16 protein-coding genes and 1 pseudogene are annotated in these 20,634 nt (G+C 67.9%); 10 read left to right on the top strand and 7 right to left on the bottom strand.

Annotation, left to right across the window (positions count from 1 at the left end; translation table 11 throughout):
* Positions 1-163: 163 nt before the first annotated feature.
* Entirely contained in the window at positions 164-1,219 is a 1,056-nt protein-coding gene (gene recA, locus ACNQVK_RS23515; protein WP_044517810.1) for a recombinase RecA, read from the top strand.
* Complete coding sequence (gene recX / locus ACNQVK_RS23510) at positions 1,188-1,751, top strand: recombination regulator RecX (RefSeq protein WP_273732181.1); 564 nt, start codon at positions 1,188-1,190, stop codon at positions 1,749-1,751. The genes recA and recX overlap by 32 nt, the downstream gene beginning before the upstream one ends.
* On the opposite strand, the gene ACNQVK_RS23505 is transcribed toward recX, so the two are convergent.
* From ACNQVK_RS23505 to ACNQVK_RS23490, 4 genes are read right to left on the bottom strand one after another with little or no spacing between them, the layout of a single operon-like run.
* Complete coding sequence (locus tag ACNQVK_RS23505; RefSeq protein WP_418031445.1) at positions 1,752-2,645, bottom strand: amino acid ABC transporter permease; 894 nt, start codon at positions 2,643-2,645, stop codon at positions 1,752-1,754. It lies immediately after the preceding gene.
* A gap of 31 nt (positions 2,646-2,676) precedes the next feature.
* On the bottom strand, positions 2,677-3,357 hold the full coding sequence (locus ACNQVK_RS23500; protein WP_273732179.1) for an amino acid ABC transporter permease: 681 nt from the start codon (positions 3,355-3,357) through the stop codon (positions 2,677-2,679).
* Positions 3,358-3,378: 21 nt separating this feature from the next.
* Entirely contained in the window at positions 3,379-4,194 is an 816-nt protein-coding gene (locus ACNQVK_RS23495) for a glutamate ABC transporter substrate-binding protein (RefSeq protein WP_368574257.1), read from the bottom strand.
* A 38-nt stretch (positions 4,195-4,232) separates the two neighbouring features.
* A complete protein-coding gene (locus ACNQVK_RS23490) occupies positions 4,233-4,961 on the bottom strand; it encodes an amino acid ABC transporter ATP-binding protein (RefSeq protein ID WP_044517819.1) in 729 nt (242 codons plus the stop codon).
* A gap of 158 nt (positions 4,962-5,119) precedes the next feature.
* Between ACNQVK_RS23490 and miaB the strand changes: the two genes are divergently transcribed.
* Both miaB and ACNQVK_RS23480 read left to right on the top strand, forming a co-directional pair.
* Positions 5,120-6,667, top strand: a complete 1,548-nt coding sequence (miaB, locus tag ACNQVK_RS23485; protein ID WP_418034280.1) for a tRNA (N6-isopentenyl adenosine(37)-C2)-methylthiotransferase MiaB — start codon at positions 5,120-5,122, stop codon at positions 6,665-6,667.
* Positions 6,655-7,320, top strand: coding sequence for a hypothetical protein (locus tag ACNQVK_RS23480; RefSeq protein WP_418031444.1), 666 nt, complete (start codon positions 6,655-6,657; stop codon positions 7,318-7,320). The genes miaB and ACNQVK_RS23480 overlap by 13 nt, the downstream gene beginning before the upstream one ends.
* Here the strand turns inward: ACNQVK_RS23480 and ACNQVK_RS23475 are convergent.
* A complete protein-coding gene (locus tag ACNQVK_RS23475) occupies positions 7,317-8,672 on the bottom strand; it encodes a DUF349 domain-containing protein (protein WP_418031443.1) in 1,356 nt (451 codons plus the stop codon). The two genes, ACNQVK_RS23480 and ACNQVK_RS23475, sit on opposite strands and share 4 nt — an antisense overlap.
* Before the next feature lie 236 nt (positions 8,673-8,908).
* On the opposite strand from ACNQVK_RS23475, the gene ACNQVK_RS23470 reads away from it, so the two are divergent.
* The 4 genes and pseudogenes from ACNQVK_RS23470 to hflX all read left to right on the top strand — a co-directional run bounded on the left by ACNQVK_RS23470 (position 8,909) and on the right by hflX (position 12,825).
* Positions 8,909-9,595 (top strand): hypothetical protein, encoded by a 687-nt coding sequence (locus tag ACNQVK_RS23470; protein ID WP_418031442.1) that lies wholly within the window; start codon positions 8,909-8,911, stop codon positions 9,593-9,595.
* Positions 9,592-10,499 (top strand): annotated as a pseudogene (gene miaA / locus ACNQVK_RS23465) (tRNA (adenosine(37)-N6)-dimethylallyltransferase MiaA). The gene ACNQVK_RS23470 and the pseudogene miaA overlap by 4 nt, the downstream one beginning before the upstream one ends.
* A gap of 4 nt (positions 10,500-10,503) precedes the next feature.
* Entirely contained in the window at positions 10,504-11,370 is an 867-nt protein-coding gene (gene dapF, locus ACNQVK_RS23460; RefSeq protein WP_418031441.1) for a diaminopimelate epimerase, read from the top strand.
* Positions 11,371-11,415: 45 nt separating this feature from the next.
* Complete coding sequence (hflX, locus tag ACNQVK_RS23455; RefSeq protein ID WP_418031440.1) at positions 11,416-12,825, top strand: GTPase HflX; 1,410 nt, start codon at positions 11,416-11,418, stop codon at positions 12,823-12,825.
* A 27-nt stretch (positions 12,826-12,852) separates the two neighbouring features.
* Here hflX and ACNQVK_RS23450 read toward each other — a convergent pair whose 3' ends face one another.
* Both ACNQVK_RS23450 and ACNQVK_RS23445 read right to left on the bottom strand, forming a co-directional pair.
* Positions 12,853-14,394, bottom strand: coding sequence for a PE-PPE domain-containing protein (locus ACNQVK_RS23450; RefSeq protein WP_418031439.1), 1,542 nt, complete (start codon positions 14,392-14,394; stop codon positions 12,853-12,855).
* 109 nt (positions 14,395-14,503) lie between these two features.
* Entirely contained in the window at positions 14,504-16,792 is a 2,289-nt protein-coding gene (locus ACNQVK_RS23445) for a molybdopterin-dependent oxidoreductase (RefSeq protein ID WP_418031438.1), read from the bottom strand.
* A 101-nt stretch (positions 16,793-16,893) separates the two neighbouring features.
* Between ACNQVK_RS23445 and ACNQVK_RS23440 the strand changes: the two genes are divergently transcribed.
* Together ACNQVK_RS23440 and ACNQVK_RS23435 are read left to right on the top strand one after the other, a co-directional pair.
* Positions 16,894-18,054 (top strand): acyl-CoA dehydrogenase family protein, encoded by a 1,161-nt coding sequence (locus tag ACNQVK_RS23440; protein ID WP_418031437.1) that lies wholly within the window; start codon positions 16,894-16,896, stop codon positions 18,052-18,054.
* Positions 18,055-18,233: 179 nt separating this feature from the next.
* The gene (locus ACNQVK_RS23435) at positions 18,234-20,591 is read left to right on the top strand and encodes an LGFP repeat-containing protein (RefSeq protein WP_418031436.1); all 2,358 of its coding nucleotides are present in this window, start codon (positions 18,234-18,236) and stop codon (positions 20,589-20,591) included.
* Positions 20,592-20,634 lie beyond the last annotated feature (43 nt).

The following is a 20,634-nucleotide window of genomic DNA, read 5'->3' as shown; positions in this document are numbered from 1 at the left end:
AGTGCACGTACGGCGTGTCTACTTGAATCGAACACGTGTTCGTCTACTGTGGTCGACATGCGATGGCGAGATGCTGGTCAAGCCGACTTGTCAGTGGCTGCCTCTAGCGTCACGGCCAACTGATCGAAACCGATCACCGAACATCACTAGGACGGAGACCCTCATGGCGCCCCAGGCCCCGGATCGCGAAAAAGCGCTCGAACTGGCGATGGCCCAGATCGACAAGAACTTCGGTAAAGGCTCGGTGATGCGCCTCGGCGAGGAGGTGCGCCAGCCGATCTCGGTGATCCCCACCGGTTCGATTTCCCTGGATGTGGCACTCGGCATCGGCGGCCTGCCGCGCGGCCGCGTGGTCGAGATCTACGGCCCGGAATCCTCGGGTAAGACCACTGTGGCGCTGCACGCGGTGGCCAACGCCCAGGCCGCCGGCGGCATCGCGGCGTTCATCGACGCCGAGCATGCCCTGGATCCCGAGTACGCCAAGAAGCTCGGGGTGGACACCGATTCACTGCTGGTTAGCCAGCCCGACACCGGCGAGCAGGCGCTGGAGATCGCCGACATGCTGGTGCGCTCGGGCGCGCTGGACATCCTGGTGATCGACTCGGTGGCAGCCCTGGTGCCCCGCGCCGAGATCGAGGGTGAGATGGGTGACAGCCACGTGGGTCTGCAGGCCCGCCTGATGAGCCAGGCGCTGCGCAAGATGACCGGTGCGCTGAACAACTCGGGCACCACCGCGATCTTCATCAACCAGCTCCGCGAGAAGATCGGCGTGATGTTCGGTTCGCCCGAAACCACCACGGGTGGTAAGGCTTTGAAGTTCTACGCCTCGGTCCGTCTGGACGTCCGGCGCATCGAGACGCTCAAGGACGGCACCGACGCGGTCGGTAACCGGACCCGCGTCAAGGTCGTCAAGAACAAGGTCTCGCCGCCGTTCAAGCAGGCCGAGTTCGACATCCTGTACGGCCACGGCATCAGCCGTGAAGGCTCGCTCATCGACATGGGCGTCGAGCACGGCTTCATCCGCAAGTCCGGGTCCTGGTTCACCTATGAGGGTGAGCAGCTGGGCCAGGGCAAGGAGAACGCCCGCAAGTTCCTGCTGGAGAACATCGATGTCGCCAATGAGATCGAGAAGAAGATCAAGGAAAAGCTCGGCATCGGTGCTGTCGTGACGGCCGAGGCGAAGGCAGATGAAGTCCTTCCCGCCCCGGTTGATTTCTGAGCCGTCGGGTCCGCCCGAGGGGGAGCAGGCGCAAGATCCTCGCAAACGTGAGGAGCAGGCCAAGAATGTCTGCCTGCGCCTGCTCACCGTACGGGCCCGCACCCGCGCCGAGTTGACCGAACAGCTCACCAAACGGGGTTACGAAGAGGACCTCAGTGCCAAGGTGCTCGACCGGCTCACCCAGGTCGGCCTGATCGATGACGAGGACTTCGCCGAGCAGTGGGTGCGGTCCCGGCACGCCAACGCGGGAAAAGGTAAGCGCGCCTTGGCTGTTGAGCTTCGCAAGAAGGGCGTGGACAACGACGTCATCGACGCGGCGCTGGCCGACCTGGACCCGGCTGCCGAACGGCAACGGGCCGAGCAGTTGGTCCGTGACAAACTACGCCGCGAGCGGCTCGACGACGATGACGGCGACGTGAAGGTGACCCGCAGGCTGGTCGGCATGCTGGCTCGCCGCGGCTACAACCAGTCGATGGCCTTCGACGTCGTCAGCGTCGAGCTGGCCGGCGAACGCGAGCGCCGCCGGGTGTGATCAGTCGCGTTGGGTGTGCAACACCTGTGCGCCCGGTGCGCCTTCCTGCTCGACGGCCTCGGCCTCCAGCGGTGCGGGTCCGCGGCTGGAACGACGCAGGCGCCGCTCGATCCTGGTGGCCAACGACGACAACGCCATGTTGACGCTGATCATCAGGATCGCGATGACGATCAGAGCGGGCAGGATGTTGCCGTAGGCCGATCCGATGTTCGTACCCTGACGCACCATCTCCACGAAGGTGATCTGGTAACCGATGGCGGTGTCCTTGAGCACCACGACCAGTTGCGAAACCAGTACCGGCAGCATCGCGGTGATCGCCTGTGGCAACAGGATCAGGCGCATGGTCTGCGTCCACGTCATTCCCAGCGACCACGCGGCCTCCTGCTGCCCACGGGGAAGGGAGTGGACGCCGGCTCGAACGATTTCGGCGATCACCGCCCCGTTGTAGAGCGTCAGTCCGGTGACCACTCCGGCCAGCGCGATGTACTTGGACGGGAACACGTCGTACATGCCGAAGAGGAAGAACGCGAACAGCATCATGATCAGCACCGGCACCGCGCGGAAGAACTCCACGATGACACTGCTGACCCATCGGATCGGAGGAACAGGGGACAGCCGGCCGACGCCGAGCACCATGCCCAGTATCAGGGCAAAAACGATCGACACCGCCGCCGCGGTCAGCGTTCCCTGCACACCGGGCAGGACGTAGGTGATCCACAGATCCGAGGTGAGGAACGGTTTCCACTTCTCGGGCTGGAGTTGATCTCTTTCCCAGAGCCGGTACAGCACGAACACGATCAGTGCGATTGCGCCGAACGCGGCCAGCACAGCCAGGACGAAGTTGCGTGCCCGGGCCCGCGGCCCCGGGGCGTCGAACAGGACCGATGCGTTCATCGTGCTCGTCCGTTCTTCGCGCAAGCGCTCATCACCGCGCCACCGCCAGTCGCTTACCCAACCACCCGAACAGCAGCCCCAGGGGCAATGTCAGCAGGATGAAACCGGCGGCCATGATGGCACCGACGGTGAGCACGGCGGCGGTCGACTCGATCATCTCCTTCATCAACAATGCGGCTTCCGCCACGCCGATCGCCGACGCGATTGTGGTGTTCTTCGTCAACGCGATCAATACCGATCCGAGCGGGATGATCACAGCGCGAAATGCCTGCGGCAGCAGGATCAATCGCAGGTTCTGCCCGAAGGACAAACCCAGCGACCGGGCCGCCTCGGCCTGACCCATCGGCACCGTGTTGACCCCGGAGCGCACCGTCTCGCAAACGAAAGACGCGGTATAGACCGTCAATCCGAGCACCGCCAGGCGAAAGTTGCTGTCGGCGATCGATGTCGGTGAATGCGGGTCGACCAGGGTGATCCGCAGTGTCTGCCCGACCCCGAGTGCACAGAACACGATGATCAGGGTCAGGGGAGTGTTGCGGATGACGTTCACGTACGCGGCGCCGAGCCAGTTGAGCACCGGCACCGGCGCCAGGCGCATGGCGGCCAGCGCCGTGCCCAGGATCAGCGCACCGATCGCGGAGTACACCGTGAGCTGGATGGTGGTCCAGAACGCCGCGAATATCTGATCGCGGTATGCGTCGAATATCTCCACAGTCGGTGCGCTGTCTCCGGATCAGTTGCGGTCGACGGCGGGCGGTGCCGGGGTGGGGATACCGGCGGGGCCGAGGTTGCGCTCGAACGCTTCCTTCCAGGCGCCGCTGGACTCCATCTTCTCGAGCGCGGTATTGATCTTGTTGCGCAACTCGGTGTCGCCCTTCTTCAGGCCGATGCCGTAGCGCTCCTCGGAGAAGGTGTCACCGGCGATCTTGAAGGTGCCCGGGCTCTGCGCGGCGTACCCGGCCAGGATCACCTCATCGGTGGTCAACGCGTCGACGGCACCGCTCTTGAGCGCATCCAGGCACAGCGTGTACGTGTCGTACTGCTGCAACTGCACCTTCGGGTACTCGTCCTTGATCCGCTGGGCCGGGGTCGAACCCGACACCGAGCACAGCTTCTTGTTGTTCTCCAGCGAAGCTGCCCCGGTGATGTCCGTGTTGTCCGCGCGGACCAGCAGGCTCTGCCCGGTGAGCAGGTACGGGCCGGCGAAGTCGACCTTCTCCTTGCGTGCGTCCGTGATGGAGTAGGTCCCCACGATGTACTCGACCTGACCGTTCTGGATCAGCGTCTCGCGCTGCGGCGAGGGGGCTTCTTTCCACTCGATCTTGTCCTCGGGGTAGCCGAGTTCATTGGCCACGTACTTGGCCACGTCGACGTCGAAGCCGGACATCGTGCCGTCGGGCTTCTTCAAGCCGAGCCCGGGCTGGTCGTACTTGGTGCCGATGACAATCTTGCTGGAGTCACCGCCGCCGCCGCCGCAGGCCGTCGCGGCGAAGGGGAGGGCGATCGCGAGCGCGAGGGTACCGACCAACTTGAACGGCACGAATGGCATGTTCGGGTTCCTTTCGGGTGCAGCGTCAGTGCGGAGCGTCAGTGATGGAGAATCTTGCCGAGAAAATCTTTGGCGCGATCGGATTTCGGGTTGTCGAAGAACTCGGCCGGTGGTGCGTCTTCGACGATGGCGCCGTCGGCCATGAACACCACCCGGTCGGATGCCCGGCGGGCGAAGCCCATCTCGTGGGTGATCACCACCATCGTCATGCCCTCGCCGGCCAGCGAGGTCATCACGGCCAGAACCTCGTTGATCATCTCGGGGTCCAGGGCGCTGGTGGGCTCGTCGAACAGCATGACCTTCGGGTTCATGGCCAGTGAGCGCGCGATGGCCACGCGTTGCTGCTGACCACCCGACAGCTGGGCCGGGTACTTGTCGGCCTGATTGGCCACCCCGACGCGATCCAGCAGGGCCATCGCCTTCTCGCGTGCTTCGGCCTTGGACTTCCGGCGCACCTTCACCGGCGCCAGCGTGACGTTCTCCAGGATCGTCTTGTGCGCGAACAGGTTGAAGGACTGGAACACCATGCCGACATCGGAGCGCAGCTGGGCCAATTTGCGGCCCTCGGCCGGCAGCGCCTGACCGTCGATCGCGATGCTGCCGGAGTCGATGGTCTCCAGCCGGTTGATCGTGCGGCACAACGTGGACTTGCCCGAACCCGACGGGCCGAGCACCACGACGACCTGGCCGCGGCCCACTTCGAGGTTGATGTCGTTCAGTACGTGCAGCGGTCCGAAGTGTTTGTTGACTCCCGACAGTGAGATCATCGGCACATCTAGTAGTGCTGCATTGTCGACCTGCGGCTGCTCGCCGGGGCTTCCCATGGCAGGTGACCTTACCCAGGGAACGTCCAGCCTGCCCGGATCTCGTGAATCCGCCGCGTTAACGTTTTGGGCGCCTCCGTACCATTGAGGCCGTGACGACGATGGTGAACCGGGACGCGACGCGCGACGAGCGCTCGCGCGAGGAGTCGACGGCACAGCGCGGCTCCGAACGCACCTATCAGGTCCGTACCTACGGCTGCCAGATGAACGTGCATGACTCCGAGCGCCTGTCGGGCCTGCTGGAGGATGCCGGGTACCGGCGGGCCGAGGACGGCTCCGACGCCGACATCGTGGTGTTCAACACCTGTGCGGTGCGGGAAAACGCCGACAACAAGCTCTACGGCAACCTCAGCCACCTCGCTCCGCGTAAGAACTCCGACCCGAACATGCAGATCGCGGTGGGCGGTTGCCTGGCCCAGAAGGACCGCGACGCCGTTCTGAAGAAGGCCCCGTGGGTCGACGTGGTCTTCGGCACCCACAACATCGGTTCGCTGCCCACGCTGCTGGAGCGGGCCCGCCACAACCGCGCCGCCCAGGTCGAGATCGTCGAGGCGCTGCAGGAGTTTCCGTCGACCCTGCCCGCGACGCGCGAGTCCGCGTATGCGGCGTGGGTGTCGATCTCGGTGGGCTGCAACAACACCTGCACGTTCTGTATCGTGCCGTCGTTGCGCGGCAAAGAGGTGGACCGTCGGCCCGGCGACATCCTGGCAGAGGTGCAGACCCTGGCCGACCAGGGCGTGCTCGAGGTCACCCTGTTGGGACAGAACGTCAATGCCTACGGAGTGTCGTTCGCCGACCCGGATGTACCTCGGGACCGCAGTGCGTTCGCCAAGCTGTTGCGCGCCTGCGGCGACGTGGAGGGGCTGGAGCGGGTCCGGTTCACCTCGCCGCACCCGGCCGAGTTCACCGACGACGTGATCGAGGCGATGGCGCAGACCCCCAACGTGTGCCCCACGCTGCACATGCCGCTGCAGTCCGGTTCGGACCGCATCCTGAAGGCGATGCGCCGTTCGTACCGGGCCGACCGCTACCTGGGCATCATCGACAAGGTCCGGGCGGCGATCCCGGACGCTGCGATCACCACCGACCTCATCGTCGGTTTCCCCGGTGAGACCGAGGAGGATTTCCAGGCCACCCTCGACGTCGTCGAGCGGTCCCGGTTCGCCGCCGCCTTCACCTTCCAGTACTCCATCCGGCCTGGTACCCCGGCCGCCGAGATGCCTGACCAGCTGCCGAAAGCTGTTGTCACCGAACGCTATCAGCGCCTGATCGACCTGCAGGAGCGAATCTCCCTGGAGGAGAACCAGGCTCAGATCGGCCGGACGGTCGAGCTGTTGGTCGCGACGGGCGAGGGACGCAAGGACGCCGCCACGGCTCGCATGTCGGGCCGGGCGCGCGACGGCCGCCTGGTGCACTTCAGCCCAGGCTCCGAAGTAGAGCGGATTCGGCCCGGCGACATCGTGACCACGACTGTGACCGGCGCCGCGCCGCATCATCTGATCGCCGACGCCCCGCTGGCGAGCCATCGGCGCACCCGCGCCGGCGACGCCCACGCGGCCGGGCAGCGCCCCCGTACCGGCGTCGGACTGGGGCTGCCGCGGATCGGTGCGCCGCAGACCCCGCCGTCATCAGGAGGATGTGGCTGTTGAGTAACGAAGGCGACTTCGAGCGGTTCAAGGACGACCTCGCCGCCGTCGAACGCAAGGTCACCCGGGAGTTCGACTCGGGTCCGCGGGCGATGGTGGTGGCGATCCTGGTGTTCGTGGTGCTGCTGTCGTTCGTGCTGCCGCACACCGGCTCCAGCAAGGGCTTCGACGTTCTGGTCGGTGACGCCACGGCCGTGGCCGACGGCATCTCGCTGCCGTCCCGGGTATTCACCTGGTTGGCGCTGGTGTTCTCGGTCGGGTTCTCCACCTTGGCTCTGATCACCCGACGCTGGGCGCTGGCCTGGGTTGCCCTGGCCGGTTCGGCGGTCGCCAGCGCGCTCGGGATGCTCGCGGTGTGGTCGCGTCAGACCGCTGCCGGCCATCCCGGCCCGGGGATCGGGCTGATCCTCGGCTGGCTGGCGGTGATCGTGCTGACCTTCCACTGGGCGCGGGTGGTGTGGTCGCGCACCGCGCTGCAGTTGGCGGCCGAGGAGGATCGTCGCCGCCAGGCCGCGGAGCAGCAGCAGGGCGGCGTGCTCGACGTCACCAAGACCGACTCCACCAAGACCCAGGTCTCGGGCACTGACGCGCCCGAGACCGACGTCACCACGTCCGACACCGCAGGCAAGAAGCCGGACCGGCCGGACCAGGCCTAACTGCGCTTGCCCAGCGCCTCTGCCGCCGCATCGGCCCACTGACGCCACTGTTCGGCGCTCGCCCTGGCCTCGGCCGCATCCTTGGCCCGCCCGGCGGCCTCCGCCTTCTCGGCCTGCTTCTCGAACTGCTCGGCACGTGAGCGGAACTGGTCGGCACGAGCCTGGGCCTCGGGGTCGACGCCGCCGGCCGGAGCGTCGCGGACCTTCTTCTCCACGGCGCGCAGTCGTCGTTCCAGGTCAGCGGAGCGTTCGCGGGGAACCTTGCCGATCGCGTCCCATTTGTCGCCGATGGTCCGCAATGCGGCGCGGGCCGCATCCAGATCGGTCGTGTCGATCTTCTCGGCCTCGGCCAGCAGCGCCTCCTTGGCGGTGGCATTGGCCTTGAACTCGGCGTCGCGTTCGGCGTTTGCGGCGTTGCGGGCCCCGAAGAACGTGTCCTGGGCGGCCTTGAACCGGTGCCACAGCGCGTCGTCGACGTCCTTGGCGGCCCGTCCCGCGGTCTTCCACTCGGACAGCAGGTCGCGGAAGGCCGCGGCGGTGGCGCCCCAGTCGGTCGACCCGGACAGCTGCTCGGCCCGATCGCAGAGCCCCTCCTTGACCTGGCGGGCGCCGACCCGGCCGCGGTCGAGCTCGGCGAAGTGCGAGCCGCGACGGCGGTTGAACGTCTCCCGCGCGGTCGAGTACCGCTTCCACAGGGCGTCGTCGAGTTTGCGGTCCAGCCCGGTGATGGTGCGCCACTCGTCGAGGATCTCGCGCAGGCGGTCACCGGCGGACTTCCACTGGGTGGAGTTCGCGGCCAGATCCTCGGCCTCGGCGGCCAGGGCCTCTTTGCGTGAGGTCTGCGCGGCGCGGTGCTCGTCACGCTGGGCCCGCTCGGTCGCAGCGGCGGCGTCGGCGTGTTCCAGGATCGCCGTCAGTCGCGTGCTCAGGGAATCGACGTCGCCGAGAACCGCTGCAGTGGGCAGACTTTCGGCCAGTGCGGCAGCCGCCGACTTGATCTTGCGGGCATCGCCGGTGCCGGAGGTGAGCCGACGTTCCAGCAGGGCCACCTCGGTGTGCAGATCATCGAAGCGCCGGCCGAAGTGGGCGAACGCCGATTCGGTGTCGCCGGCCTGCCATGAGCCGATGACGCGCTCACCGGATCCGCTGATCAACCACACCGTGCCGTCGTCGTCCACCCGTCCGAACCGGTGTGGATCGCCGGTCGGCGCCACCGCGACCACCGGGGCAACCCGGCTGGGGCGGGGGACGGGGCGGGGTGGGCCCGGCCTTGGGATAGGCGAGGGCGTGGGCTTCGGCGTGGGCCCGGAGGTGGTCGGGGGGGTGGTTCCGCCTGGCTCACTGGTTGTCATATCCGCTCCTCGTACTCCGCGCGGTTGCCCGCGCATCTGCCGCGCGACGCGGCGCCTGATGCTGTCGCTTGTCCGTTATTCAAGCAGGTCGTCCTGGGCCATGCCCATGGCTTTCGGCTCAATGCCCTGACAAACTCCGCCCGGCGGCGACGGATCGACCGGATCCGGCGGTGCCGCCGGTGCCATTCACCAGCACTCCTCGCAGCACAGCGGGGGCGGCGCATTAGTTTGGTGACGTGCTGAGCGCCATCGCGATCGTCCCCGCCACGCCGGTTCTCGTGCCCGAACTCGTGGGTTCGGCCGCGGCCGAGGTGACCGGGTTGCGCGACGCGGTGATCGCCGCGGCGGGTTCGCTACCCGCGCGCTGGCTGGCTGTCGGCGTCGGCCCCCGCGACGAGGTTTACGGGCCCGACTGTGCCGGGACCTTCGCCGGCTACGGCGTCGACGTCCCGGTGGCGCTCGGGCCCGGCCCGGTGGGCGAGCCGGCCGAACTGCCGCTGTGTGTGCTGGTGGCCGGGTGGATCCGGGGCCGGGCTGCCCCCGGTGCCGGGATCGAGGTCCACGCCTACGCCGCGTCGCACCCGGTGGGTGAGGCGCTGGCCCGGGGACGCGCGCTGCGGGCCCGGATCGACGAATCTCCGGAACAGGTCGGCGTCCTGATCGTGGCCGACGGGTTGCACACCCTCACGCCCTCGGCCCCCGGCGGTTACCTGCCCGATTCTCCTGCCACGCAGCAGGATCTCGATGATGCGCTGGCCACCGGTGACCTCGCCGCGCTGGTCGAGCTGCCCGAACCGGTACTCGGCAGGGTGGCCTATCAGGTGCTGGCGGGCCTGACCGGATCCGCTCCCGGCTCGGCACGTGAGATGTACCGCGGTGCGCCCTACGGGGTCGGCTACTTCGTCGGCGAATGGCTGCCATGACGCGGCCGATCGCGATCATCGGGCCCACCGGCACCGGGAAATCGGACCTGGCATTGGCGGTTGCCGAGCAACTGGGCGGCGAAATCGTGAACGCCGACGCGATGCAGTTCTACCGCGGCATGGACATCGGCACTGCCAAGCTGCCCGTCGCCGAGCGGCGCGGCATCCCGCACCACCAGCTCGATGTCCTGGAGGTCACCGAGACCGCCACGGTGGCCCGCTACCAGCAGGACGCCTCCGCCGACGTCGAGGCGATCGCGGCCCGCGGCGCCGTCCCGGTGATCGTCGGCGGCTCGATGCTCTACATCCAGTCGCTGCTGGACGAATGGACATTTCCGGCGACCGATCCAGCTGTGCGGGCCAGGTGGGAAGCCGGCTGGCCGAGGTGGGGGTGGCCGCCTTGCATGTCGAGCTGACCCGGGTGGACCCTGCCGCAGGGTCATCGATCCTGCCCACCGACGGTCGGCGGATCGTGCGGGCCCTGGAGGTCGTCGAGCTCACCGGCCGGCCGTTCGCCGCCTCGGCGCCGAGTATCGGTACCCCCCGCTGGGATACGGCGATCATCGGATTGGATTGGGAGACAACCATTCTCGATGAGCGTCTGGAGCGGCGCACCGACCTCATGTTCACCGGCGGCCTGGTGGACGAGGTGCGGACACTGATCGGCCGCGGGCTGCGTGACGGGGTCACCGCCGCACGTGCCCTCGGTTACGCGCAGGTCCTGGCCGACCTCGACGACGGGGGAGACGGCGCCGCGGCACGGGAACCGACGTTCGTCGGCACCCGCCGCTATGTACGCCGCCAGCGCTCCTGGTTCCGGCGCGATCATCGGGTGGTGTGGCTGGACGGGGCGGCCGACGGGCTGGTGCACGACGCGTTGCGGGTGTGGCGGCACGTATCCTGAACAGGTGATCTTCGCTAAAGGGCACGGCACGCAGAACGATTTCGTGGTGCTGCCCGACCTCGACGCCGCGCTGTCGCTGACGCCGGCCGCCGTGGCCGCGCTGTGCGACCGCCGCCGCGGCCTCGGTGCCGACGGCGTGCTTCGGGTGACGACCGCCGGCGCGGCGCAGGCCGTAGGCGTTTTCGAGCGACTTCCCGACGGGGTCGCCGCCTCCGACTGGTACATGGACTACCGCAACGCCGACGGCTCGATCGCCCAGATGTGCGGCAACGGGGTGCGGGTTTTCGCTCATTACCTGCGCGCCTCCGGGCTGGAATCCGCCGACGAGTTCGTGGTCGGCTCGCTGGCCGGGCCACGTCCGGTGGTGCTGCACGACGTCGACGACACCACCGCCGACGTCACCGTCGAGATGGGTAAGGCCAACCGGTTCGGCTCGGGAACCGCAGTGGTCGGTGGCCGCAGCGTCAGCGGTGTGGCCGTTGACGTGGGCAATCCGCATCTGGCCTGTGTCGGGCTGACCGAGGGCGAGTTGGCGGCCCTCGATGTGGGTGCGCCGGTGTCCTTCGACGAGCAGCTGTTCCCCGAGGGCGTCAACGTCGAGGTCCTCACCGTTCCGGTCGACGGCGCGGTGTCGATGCGCGTGCACGAGCGCGGCGTCGGCGAGACCCGTTCCTGCGGCACCGGCACCGTCGCGGCCACGCTCGCGGCCCTGGCGCACGAGGGCGCGGACACCGGGACGTTGCGGGTGCGGATCCCCGGCGGTGAGGTCACCGTGACCATCACCGAGTCCACGAGCTATCTGCGTGGCCCCTCGGTGCTGGTGGCCCGCGGCGAGCTGAGCGACGACTGGTGGAACGCTGCGCACGCCTAATTGGGGTGCGCGCGGCCCGATCCACGTGACAACCTGTAAGTACATATGACTCATCCAGAACATCCCGTCACTCCCAGCACCGGTGAGCTGGCCCTCGAAGACCGCGCCTCGCTGCGCCGCGTCGCCGGGCTGTCCACCGAACTCACCGACGTCACCGAGGTCGAATACCGCCAGCTGAGGCTGGAGCGCGTGGTCCTGGTCGGCGTGTGGACCGAGGGCAGCGCAGCCGATGCCGATGCCAGCCTGGCCGAGTTGGCGGCGCTGGCCGAAACCGCCGGCTCGGAAGTGCTCGAGGGGCTCATCCAGCGCCGCGACAAGCCCGACCCGGCCACGTACATCGGCTCGGGCAAGGCCGTCGAGCTGCGCGAGGTGGTGCTCGCGACCGGGGCCGACACCGTCATCTGCGACGGCGAGCTGTCACCCGCGCAGCTCAACTCGCTGGAGAAGGTGGTCAAGGTCAAGGTCATCGATCGCACCGCGCTGATCCTCGACATCTTCGCCCAGCACGCCACGAGCCGGGAGGGCAAGGCACAGGTGTCGCTGGCCCAGATGGAGTACATGCTGCCCCGGCTGCGCGGCTGGGGTGAATCGATGTCGCGCCAGGCCGGCGGTCGCGCCGGCGGCGCCGGTGGCGGCGTGGGAACCCGCGGTCCCGGTGAGACCAAGATCGAAACCGACCGCCGCCGCATCCGTGAACGGATGGCCAAGCTACGCCGCGAGATTCGCGATATGAAGAAGATCCGCGACACTCAGCGCAGCCGGCGGCTGTCCTCGGATTCCGCTTCGGTGGCCATCGTCGGCTACACCAACGCCGGCAAGTCCAGCCTGCTCAACGCTTTGACCGGGGCTGGTGTGCTGGTGGAGAACGCCCTGTTCGCAACGCTCGAACCCACCACGCGGCGTGGAGAATTCGACGACGGGCGGCCATTCGTGCTGACCGATACCGTCGGCTTCGTCCGGCACCTGCCCACCCAGCTGGTCGAGGCGTTCCGGTCCACCCTCGAAGAGGTGGTGGACGCGGACCTGCTGGTGCACGTGGTGGACGGCTCCGACGAGCATCCGCTGGCACAGATCAACGCCGTCCGTCAGGTGATCAATGATGTGGTCGCCGAGTACGACATCGCCCCACCGCCGGAGTTGTTGGTGGTCAACAAGATCGACGCTGCCACCGGCCTGGGACTGGCCGCGCTGCGGCGCGCCCTGCCCGACGCCGTGTTCGTCTCGGCGCACACCGGTGACGGGCTGGACCGGCTGCGGGCCCGGATGGCGGAGATGATCCCGCCCACCGACGCCACGGTGGACGTGACGATTCCCTACGACCGTGGGGACCTGGTTGCGCGGGTGCACGCCGAGGGCCGGGTGGACGCCACCGAGCACACCACCGAGGGCACCCGGATCAAGGCGCGGGTACCCATGGCACTCGCGGCGAGCCTGAGCGAGTTCGCCACCTTCTGATCCGGCTCGTCGGCCGTGCGGCGGGTCTCAGGCCGCGGGCTTCTTCTCGGTGGTGTTGGCCGCCTTGACCTTGGCCGTGCCCTTGGCGCCCTCTGTGCTGTTCTGGCCACCCAGGGCCTTGCGCACGGTGCTGCGGATCGACTTCGCCAGGTCACGCGCCGGGTGAATATCGCCGGCCCGCAGCTTGGGCCGCTTGATCTCGGGGGCCGGCGTGTCTTCGCCGTCGGTGGTCGTCTCGGCCAGCGGGTTCACCTTGAGCACATTGAGTTTGGGTGGTGCGGGGAGCTTGGGCGACTCGGGTGCGATGGCGGTGGTGTCCGAAACCTTCACGGCCTCTGGCGCGTTGGCGGTATCGGCGGATTGGGTCGGGTCGGACCAGCCCGGCAGTGGGTCGAGGCCGGGGTTGCGCGCTGCCTGGATTCCCTCGGGAATGTCGTTGATGAGGTCGGTGACGAGCTTCACCGGGTTGACCCTCGGCACCAGCTGGAACGGCGTCGGGCTCCCGTAATCGCCACGGTCATAGCCGGTTTCGATCAGCGTCTGCATCGCCGGTGAGACCAGATCGACGAGCGGGATCACCACCGCGGATGTTCCGGTCGCCGCACCGAGGTCGATCAGCGGCTGCATGATCGGCAGATACTTCGCAGGCAGCGTGATGTAGCGGGTGTCGCCGTGCACCTGGCAGTGGGTGGCCTCCGAGCAGTTGGCCTGGGCATTCGCGACCGCGGCCTGCACTTGCTCCGGTGTGTAGCCGTAAGGCGTCGCGCCGGCCTCGTCATTGCCTTTCGGGGCCAGGTAGGTGCCGTGCACGTATTCGAACCCGGCGAGCGCATTGACCAGGGACAACGGGTTCAGCACCCAGGATGGTGCGTCGGCGACGCCGTCGTACTGCAGCGCGATGTCATCGGTGTTGATCACCCCGTCGGGCGCGGTGTCGGTGGGCGTCGGATTGCCGAACGTCGCGTCCAGGACGGGCACGGTGCCCAGCGCCGCGAGACGCTCGAACAAGCCGCCGTTGGGCCGGTTCGGGTTGCCGATCAGGACGAACGAGACGTTGGTGGGCAACGTCGGGTCGGTGGGGTTGTTGAGATATGCGAGGTCGCGCTTGTAGATGCCGGCGACGGTGGCGCCCTGCGAATATCCGAAGATCACGACCTCGTGGTCCGGGTTGTAATTCTGCTCCTGGCCGGGAGCCGGCGGGGTCAGCTGCGCACCGTAGGCGGTGGCCAGACTCGAGACGCCGCTCTGCACCGAGACGTTCCACTTGGCGCCCTCCAGCCCGCCCCACCCCGCGAACGGGAACGGCCAGAACTGGGCGATGTAGGGAACACCGACGCACGTCACGTCGGTGCAGGTGCTGCCCGGTGCCACGTAGTACTGGACCGCGTGATCCTCGTAGTTCTGCGACAACGCCGGGTTCGGTGTGCCGGTACCCGGAACCACCAGCACCGTGGCGCTGAGCACAACGTCGGCGGTGAAGGTCGTGGTGACCGCTATCGCGGCGGAACCGGACAGGGCCACGGCGCCGACCAGCAGCGATCTGGCGGCAGAACGGGGTGAGAATCGCATCGGCCAGGATCTCCTTCTGCTGACGCCGCGGTCAGCGCTGAAGGGGATCTTTGCACCGGCACACAACCGCTACCGTAGAAACGGCCGAAGTGGCGGCCGCCCAACGGTTTCAGCGTGTGCGGATCACCGGTGGCTCGTGTGCCCGTACCGGGGGTAGCGCGCGGGTGAACTTCTCGACCTGCACCAGGACGTGCGCGCCGGTGCAGCCACGGGCCAGGGAAGAGGTCCCGACGTCCTCGGTGAGCACGTTGGGATTGCCGTGGACGCACATCGAATCGGGGTCGGCCGGGTCCGCCGGGTCGAACCAGGCCCCGGTCGACAGTTGCACCACGGCCGGGCGCAGCCGGTCGTCGATCACCACCCCGGCCAGGCACGCCCCGCGGTCGTTGAACACTCGTACCACGTCGCCATCGGCGAGCCCGCGGTCCGCCGCGTCATCGGGGTGGATCCGGATCGGTTCGCGCCCTTGAACTTTCGATGACTGACTGGTGGCGCCGCCGTCGAGCTGGCTGTGCAGACGGGTCGCGGGCTGATTGGCCAGCAGGTGCAACGGATATGCCTGGGCGCGCCGCCCGCCGAGCCACTCCGTCGGCTCGTACCAGCGGGGGTGGCCCGTGCAGTCGTCGTAGCCGAACCCGTCGATCTCGGCCGAGAAGATCTCGATGCGGCCGCTCGGTGTGGCCAGCCGGCGCCCGACCGGGTCGCCGCGGAAATCGGCGAGCAGCGTCAGCCCCGGTTCGGTGGGAAGCCGCACCTGTCCGGCGGCCCAGAACTCGTCGAATTCGGGCACCTCGAAATCCAGCCCGGCAGACCACTTTTCGTACATGTGGACCAGCCACTCGCGCGCTGTACGGCCCTCGGTGAACCGCTGGCCGAAGCCGAGCCGCTCGGCCAGGGCGGTGAACGTGGTGTAGTCGTCGCGGGAGTCGGCATACGGTTGCGCCAGCGCGGGCATGGCCACGAGCAGCGGGTCGTTACGCGAACCCGAGTAGTCCTCCCGCTCGTAGGCGGTGGTCGAGGGCACCACGATGTCGGCATGCTTGGCCATCGCGGTCCAGTACGGGTCGTGTACCACGATGGTGTCGACGCGGGACAGGCCGCGGCGCAGTCTCGGGATGTTCTGGTGATGGTGGAACGGATTGCCGCCGGCCCAGTACACGCACTTGATGTCGGGATAGGTCAGCTGCAGGCCGTTGTAGTCGAACGGCCGGCCTGGGCGCAGCAGCATGTCGGTGATCGCCGCGACCGGGATGAACGTCTGCACCGGGTTGGGCCCCTGCGGCAGGGCGGGCAGGCCGCAGCGCAGCGGTGGCAGCCCCGGCTCGTTCATCGAGCCATAGCCGTGCCCGAAACCTCCTCCGGGGAGCCCGATCTGGCCGAGCATCGCGGCCAGGGTCATTCCCATCCACGGAGCCTGTTCGCCGTGCCGGACCCGCTGCAGCGACCAGCTGACGGTGACCAGGGTGCGCGAGGCGGCCATCCGCCGGGCCAGTGTGGTCAGTTCCTCGGCGGGCAGCCCGCTGATCGCCGACGCCCACTGCGGGCTCTTGGCGACGCCGTCGTCGCGGCCCAGCAGGTACCGCTCGAACCGCTGGTACCCGGTGCAGTGCGTGTCGAGGAAATCGAGATCGGCCAGGCCTTCGGTGGCCAGAACGTGGGCCAGCGCGAGCATCACCGCCACGTCGGTGCCGGGAACCGGGGCCAGCCAGTGGCAGTCGCCGTCCACGTCGTCGCGCAACGGGCTCAACGACACGATCTGCCCGCCGCGGTCACGCAACCGGCGCAGCGCGTCGCGCGCCGGATGTGCCGTGGTGCCACCGTGATTGATGCCGGTGTTCTTCAGTGCGACACCGCCGAAGCACACCAGCAGGTCGGTGTTCTCGGCGATGACGTCCCAGTCGGTGGAGCGTTTGAACAGGTCGTCGTGGGTCCCGACCACCCGTGGCATGATCACCCCGGTCGCGCCCAGGCTGTAGGAATGGCGGGAAAAAGTATATCCGCCAAGCATTTTCAGAAAGCGGTGCACCTGACTCTGGGCGTGGTGGAAGCGTCCGGCGCTGGCCCAGCCGTAGGAGCCGCCGTAGATCGCCTCGTTGCCGTAGGTGTCGACGACCCGGCGCAGCTCGCCGGCCAACAATTCGGTGAGCTCGTCCCAGGACACCGCGACGTACTCGTCGGCGCCCCGCTCCGCGCTGGGGCCGGGGCCGTCGCGCAGCCAGCCGCGGCGCACCGCGGGTCCGGCGACCCGGGAGCGGTGCCGGATCGAGCCGGCCAGATTGCCCAGCAAGGGCGAGGGGTCGGCGTCGCCGGCCAGCGGGGTCACGGCGCTGATGTCGCCGTCGGCGAGGTCGGCGGTGAAGGCACCCCAGTGCGCGAGGCTCGCGGGGGACTGGGGCATGTCCCGAGTTTACGGGCGGCAGGCACCCACCCCGGGCTGACCAACCACCCGGTTGGTATAGGTTGGCCCCAAATCCGTAACCCAGTACCGGAGGTCACACCATGAGCAGTGTTGTGAAGTACGACCGCACGTTGTTCGAGCCCGAGCACGACTTGTTCCGCGAGTCCTACCGGGCGTTTCTGGACAAGCACGTGGCGCCGTTCCACGACCAGTGGGAAAAGGACAAGATCGTCGACCGCGGCGTCTGGCTCGAGGCGGGGAAGCAGGGCTTTCTCGGGATGGCGGTGCCCGAGGAGTACGGGGGCGGCGGCAACGACGACTTCCGGTACAACACGATCGTGTGCGAGGAGACCGTCGCCGGCCGCTACAGCGGCATCGGCTTCAGCCTGCACAACGACGTCTGTGCGCCCTACCTGCTGAGGTTGGCCAACGAGGAGCAGAAGCAGCGCTGGCTGCCCAAGTTCTGCACGGGCGAATTGATCACGGCGATCGCAATGACCGAACCCGGTACCGGCAGCGATCTGCAGGGCATCAAGACCCGGGCGGTCCGCGACGGCGACCACTACGTCCTCAACGGGTCCAAGACCTTCATCACCAACGGCATCAACTCCGATCTGGTGATCGTCGTGGCCCAGACCGACGCGGAGAAGGGCGCCTTGGGCTTCTCGCTGCTGGTGGTGGAGCGCGGAATGGAGGGCTTCGAGCGCGGCAGGCACCTGGACAAGATCGGCCTGGACGCCCAGGACACCGCCGAACTGTCGTTCACCGACGTCAAGGTGCCGGTCGAGAACCTGCTCGGGGAGGAAGGTCAGGGATTCGTCTACCTGATGCAGAACCTGCCGCAGGAACGCATCTCGATCGCCATCATGGCCGCCGCGGCGATGGAGGCGGTGCTGGAGCAGACGGTGCAGTACACCAAGGAACGCAAGGCATTCGGCAAGCCCATCGGCAGTTTCCAGAACAGCCGGTTCCTGCTTGCCGAACTGGCCACCGAGGCCACCGTGGTGCGGATGATGGTCGACGAGTTCATCCGGCTGCACCTCGACGAGAAGCTCACCGTGGAGCAGGCCGCGATGGCCAAGTGGTACTCCACCGAGAAGCAGGTCGAACTCATCGACCGCTGCCTGCAGCTGCACGGCGGCTACGGCTACATGCGGGAGTACCCGGTCGCGCGGGCGTACCTGGATGCCCGGGTGCAGACCATCTACGGCGGCACCACCGAGATCATGAAGGAGATCATCGGCCGCAGTCTGGGTGTCTGACGCACCGGAATCACCCAGCGTGACGCCCCGAGAAGCCCAAATCTGGGTCGTCGGACCCAGATATTGGGGCTTTTTTGGTCATGATCGGCCGCGTTAGTTGGTTATCGTCACCTGCTGAAGCAAAGTTGTCGGGGCGGGACATTTCTGAGAAAACTTTGCCGAACGAGCGGGGAGAGCGCATGACTAGGCCTGGAGCGAGGCTGAGCGCGGCCGTGTGGCGGTTGGCGGTCGGCCTGCTCGCACTCGTGGTCGCTGGTTTGATGGTGCCTGCGGTGGCTTCGGCCACCCCGGAGTCGGACGCCGACGCCGCGGTAACCGCGGCCTGGGATGCCAGCGGCGGCGACGGTGGCCCATTGGGACCGCGTCAGGGCGGCGTGTACGCAGCGGGTTCGGGCTTCGCGCAGAACTTCGCCGGCGGCAAGATGTTCTTCACCCCGGCGACCGGCGCTCATTTCATGCAGGGTGCAATTCTGGAGAAATACGAGTCGTTGGGTGGCCCGGCCGAAGGCGACCTGGGATTCCCCACCATCGACGAAGGCGCCGGGCGTGCTCCCGACAGCCGCAACTCGACGTTGAGCGCGCCTGACAATCCCGTCATCTTCTGGACCCCGGCGACCGGTGCCCGGGTGGTCCGGGGCGCCATCAACGCCGCATGGGACAAGCTCGGCGGTTCTGCCGGTGTACTGGGTGTCCCGGCCGAAGACGAGTCGTTCGACGGCGACGTGAGCTCTCAGAAGTTCACCGGCGGCGAGATCTCCTGGAACCGCAAGACCAAGGCGTTCACGACAGTGCCGCCGGAGCTGGCCGACCAGCTCGCCGACCTGGACATACCGTCGGATCCCGCCGCGGCGATCGCGGCGGCGCGGCGTGCGGCGGGCGGGGCGATGGGTCCGCTGGGAGCCAAGGACGGCGATCAGTATCCGATCGGTGACGGCGGGTTCGGCCAGAACTACGCCGGCGGCAAGATCTTCTACACCCCGGCCACCGGGGCCAACGCCATCACCGGCCAGCTGCTGGAGAAGTACGAGAGCGTCGGCGGTCCCGAGGGCGATCTGGGCTTCCCGACCGCCAGCGAGTCCGAGGGCGGGCTGGGCCCGAACAGCCGGATCAGCACCTTCGCCGCGGCCGACAACCCCGTCATCTTCTGGACTCCCGACTACGGCGCGGTGATCGTCCGCGGCGCGATGAAGGCGGCCTGGGACAAGCTCGGCGGGGCGAAGGGCGCACTGGGTGCCCCGATGGCCGACCAGACCGAAGACGGCACCGTCATCAGTCAGCGATTCAGCGGGGGAGCGATCTCCTGGGACCGCGACGCCAACAAGTTCACCACCGAGCCCTCCAAACTCGCCTCCGAGCTGAGCGGGCTGGAGGTTCCGGGTGTGGGACAGCCGCACGCCACCGGTCCGCAGCCTTCCGGCCCGGACGCCAAGAAGCCGTTCTCCTGGCATTGGAGCTGGTGGTGGCTGATCGCGGTGGTCCCGGTTCTGCTGCTCGCCGGCCTGATCGTGGGGGCAGCGCTCTGGCACCGCCGCCGGGCCGGTGACGATGACGACTTCGACCACGATCCGTTCGACGATGACTACGACGGCGACCACGGCGAACCGCACTATGACGAGGGCGGGTACGACGACACGCGCTACGAATCGCGTGGGTACGACGACGAGTTGGGTGACGAGCGCGGGGCACGGGAGGCGGGTTACGCGCCGACTTCCGCCTACGGTGCCGGTGAGGCCACGACGGCGCGATTCGCCGGCCCGGGCGAGGAATCGGCGGGCGGCGCGGCGGCGTCCCCGTACGACGGCCCTACCGACATCGCGATGCCCGTCAGTCAATGGGCCGCTCCGCACGGATCGCCAGGCGGCTATGGAGCGCCGGGCGAGGAGGAGGAGCCACCCGAGGATTCCTCGCAGCTGGCCGGTCCGGAGCCCCAACAGCGCTACGACAGCTACGACGACGGCGGCTACCAGGACGACGACTTCGATGACGACGACGACTTCGAAGAAGATGACTTCGAGGACGACGATTTCGACGAGGACGAGGATCTCGACGCGCCAATAGATGCCGAATTCGAGGAAGTCGCCGAAGGCGATGACGCCGAAGGCGAGATCGAAGCGGATCTCGTGGACGAGGACCTGACAGATACCCGGGCGCTCGCGAGCCCGGCCGGCGGAGTGCGCGAAGCGGTAGGTTTCGCGGCGGCGGGCTTGGCCGTGCCGAGCGATCAGGACAACGTCGACACCGCTCCGACGCGGGTCATCACCGAGGCCGAGGCCTACAGCAGCAGCGAGGCCTACAGCAGCGAGGCTCACAGTGGGCGCCATGCGGCCATCGAACTCGATGAGATCCCCAGCGCCACGGCCATTCACCTACCGCTGGACGACCCGAACCGCGCACCGGAGGGTTACCCGATCAAGGCCGACACGAAGTCCGGCCGGTACTGGGCACCCGACAGCAGCGAGTACGACGACGCGACAGCCGAGATCTGGTTCGCCAGTGAGGAATTCGCTCGCACGAACGGATTTGTGCGAGCCGACTGAATTTGAAGGCCCGGCCACATCGAGGTGCGGCCGGGCCCGATCT

This window comes from Mycobacterium sp. 134 (assembly GCF_048282715.1).
GTDB classification, from domain to species: Bacteria; Actinomycetota; Actinomycetes; order Mycobacteriales; family Mycobacteriaceae; genus Mycobacterium; species Mycobacterium septicum.
This window is presented reverse-complemented; position numbering and strand designations above follow the sequence as displayed.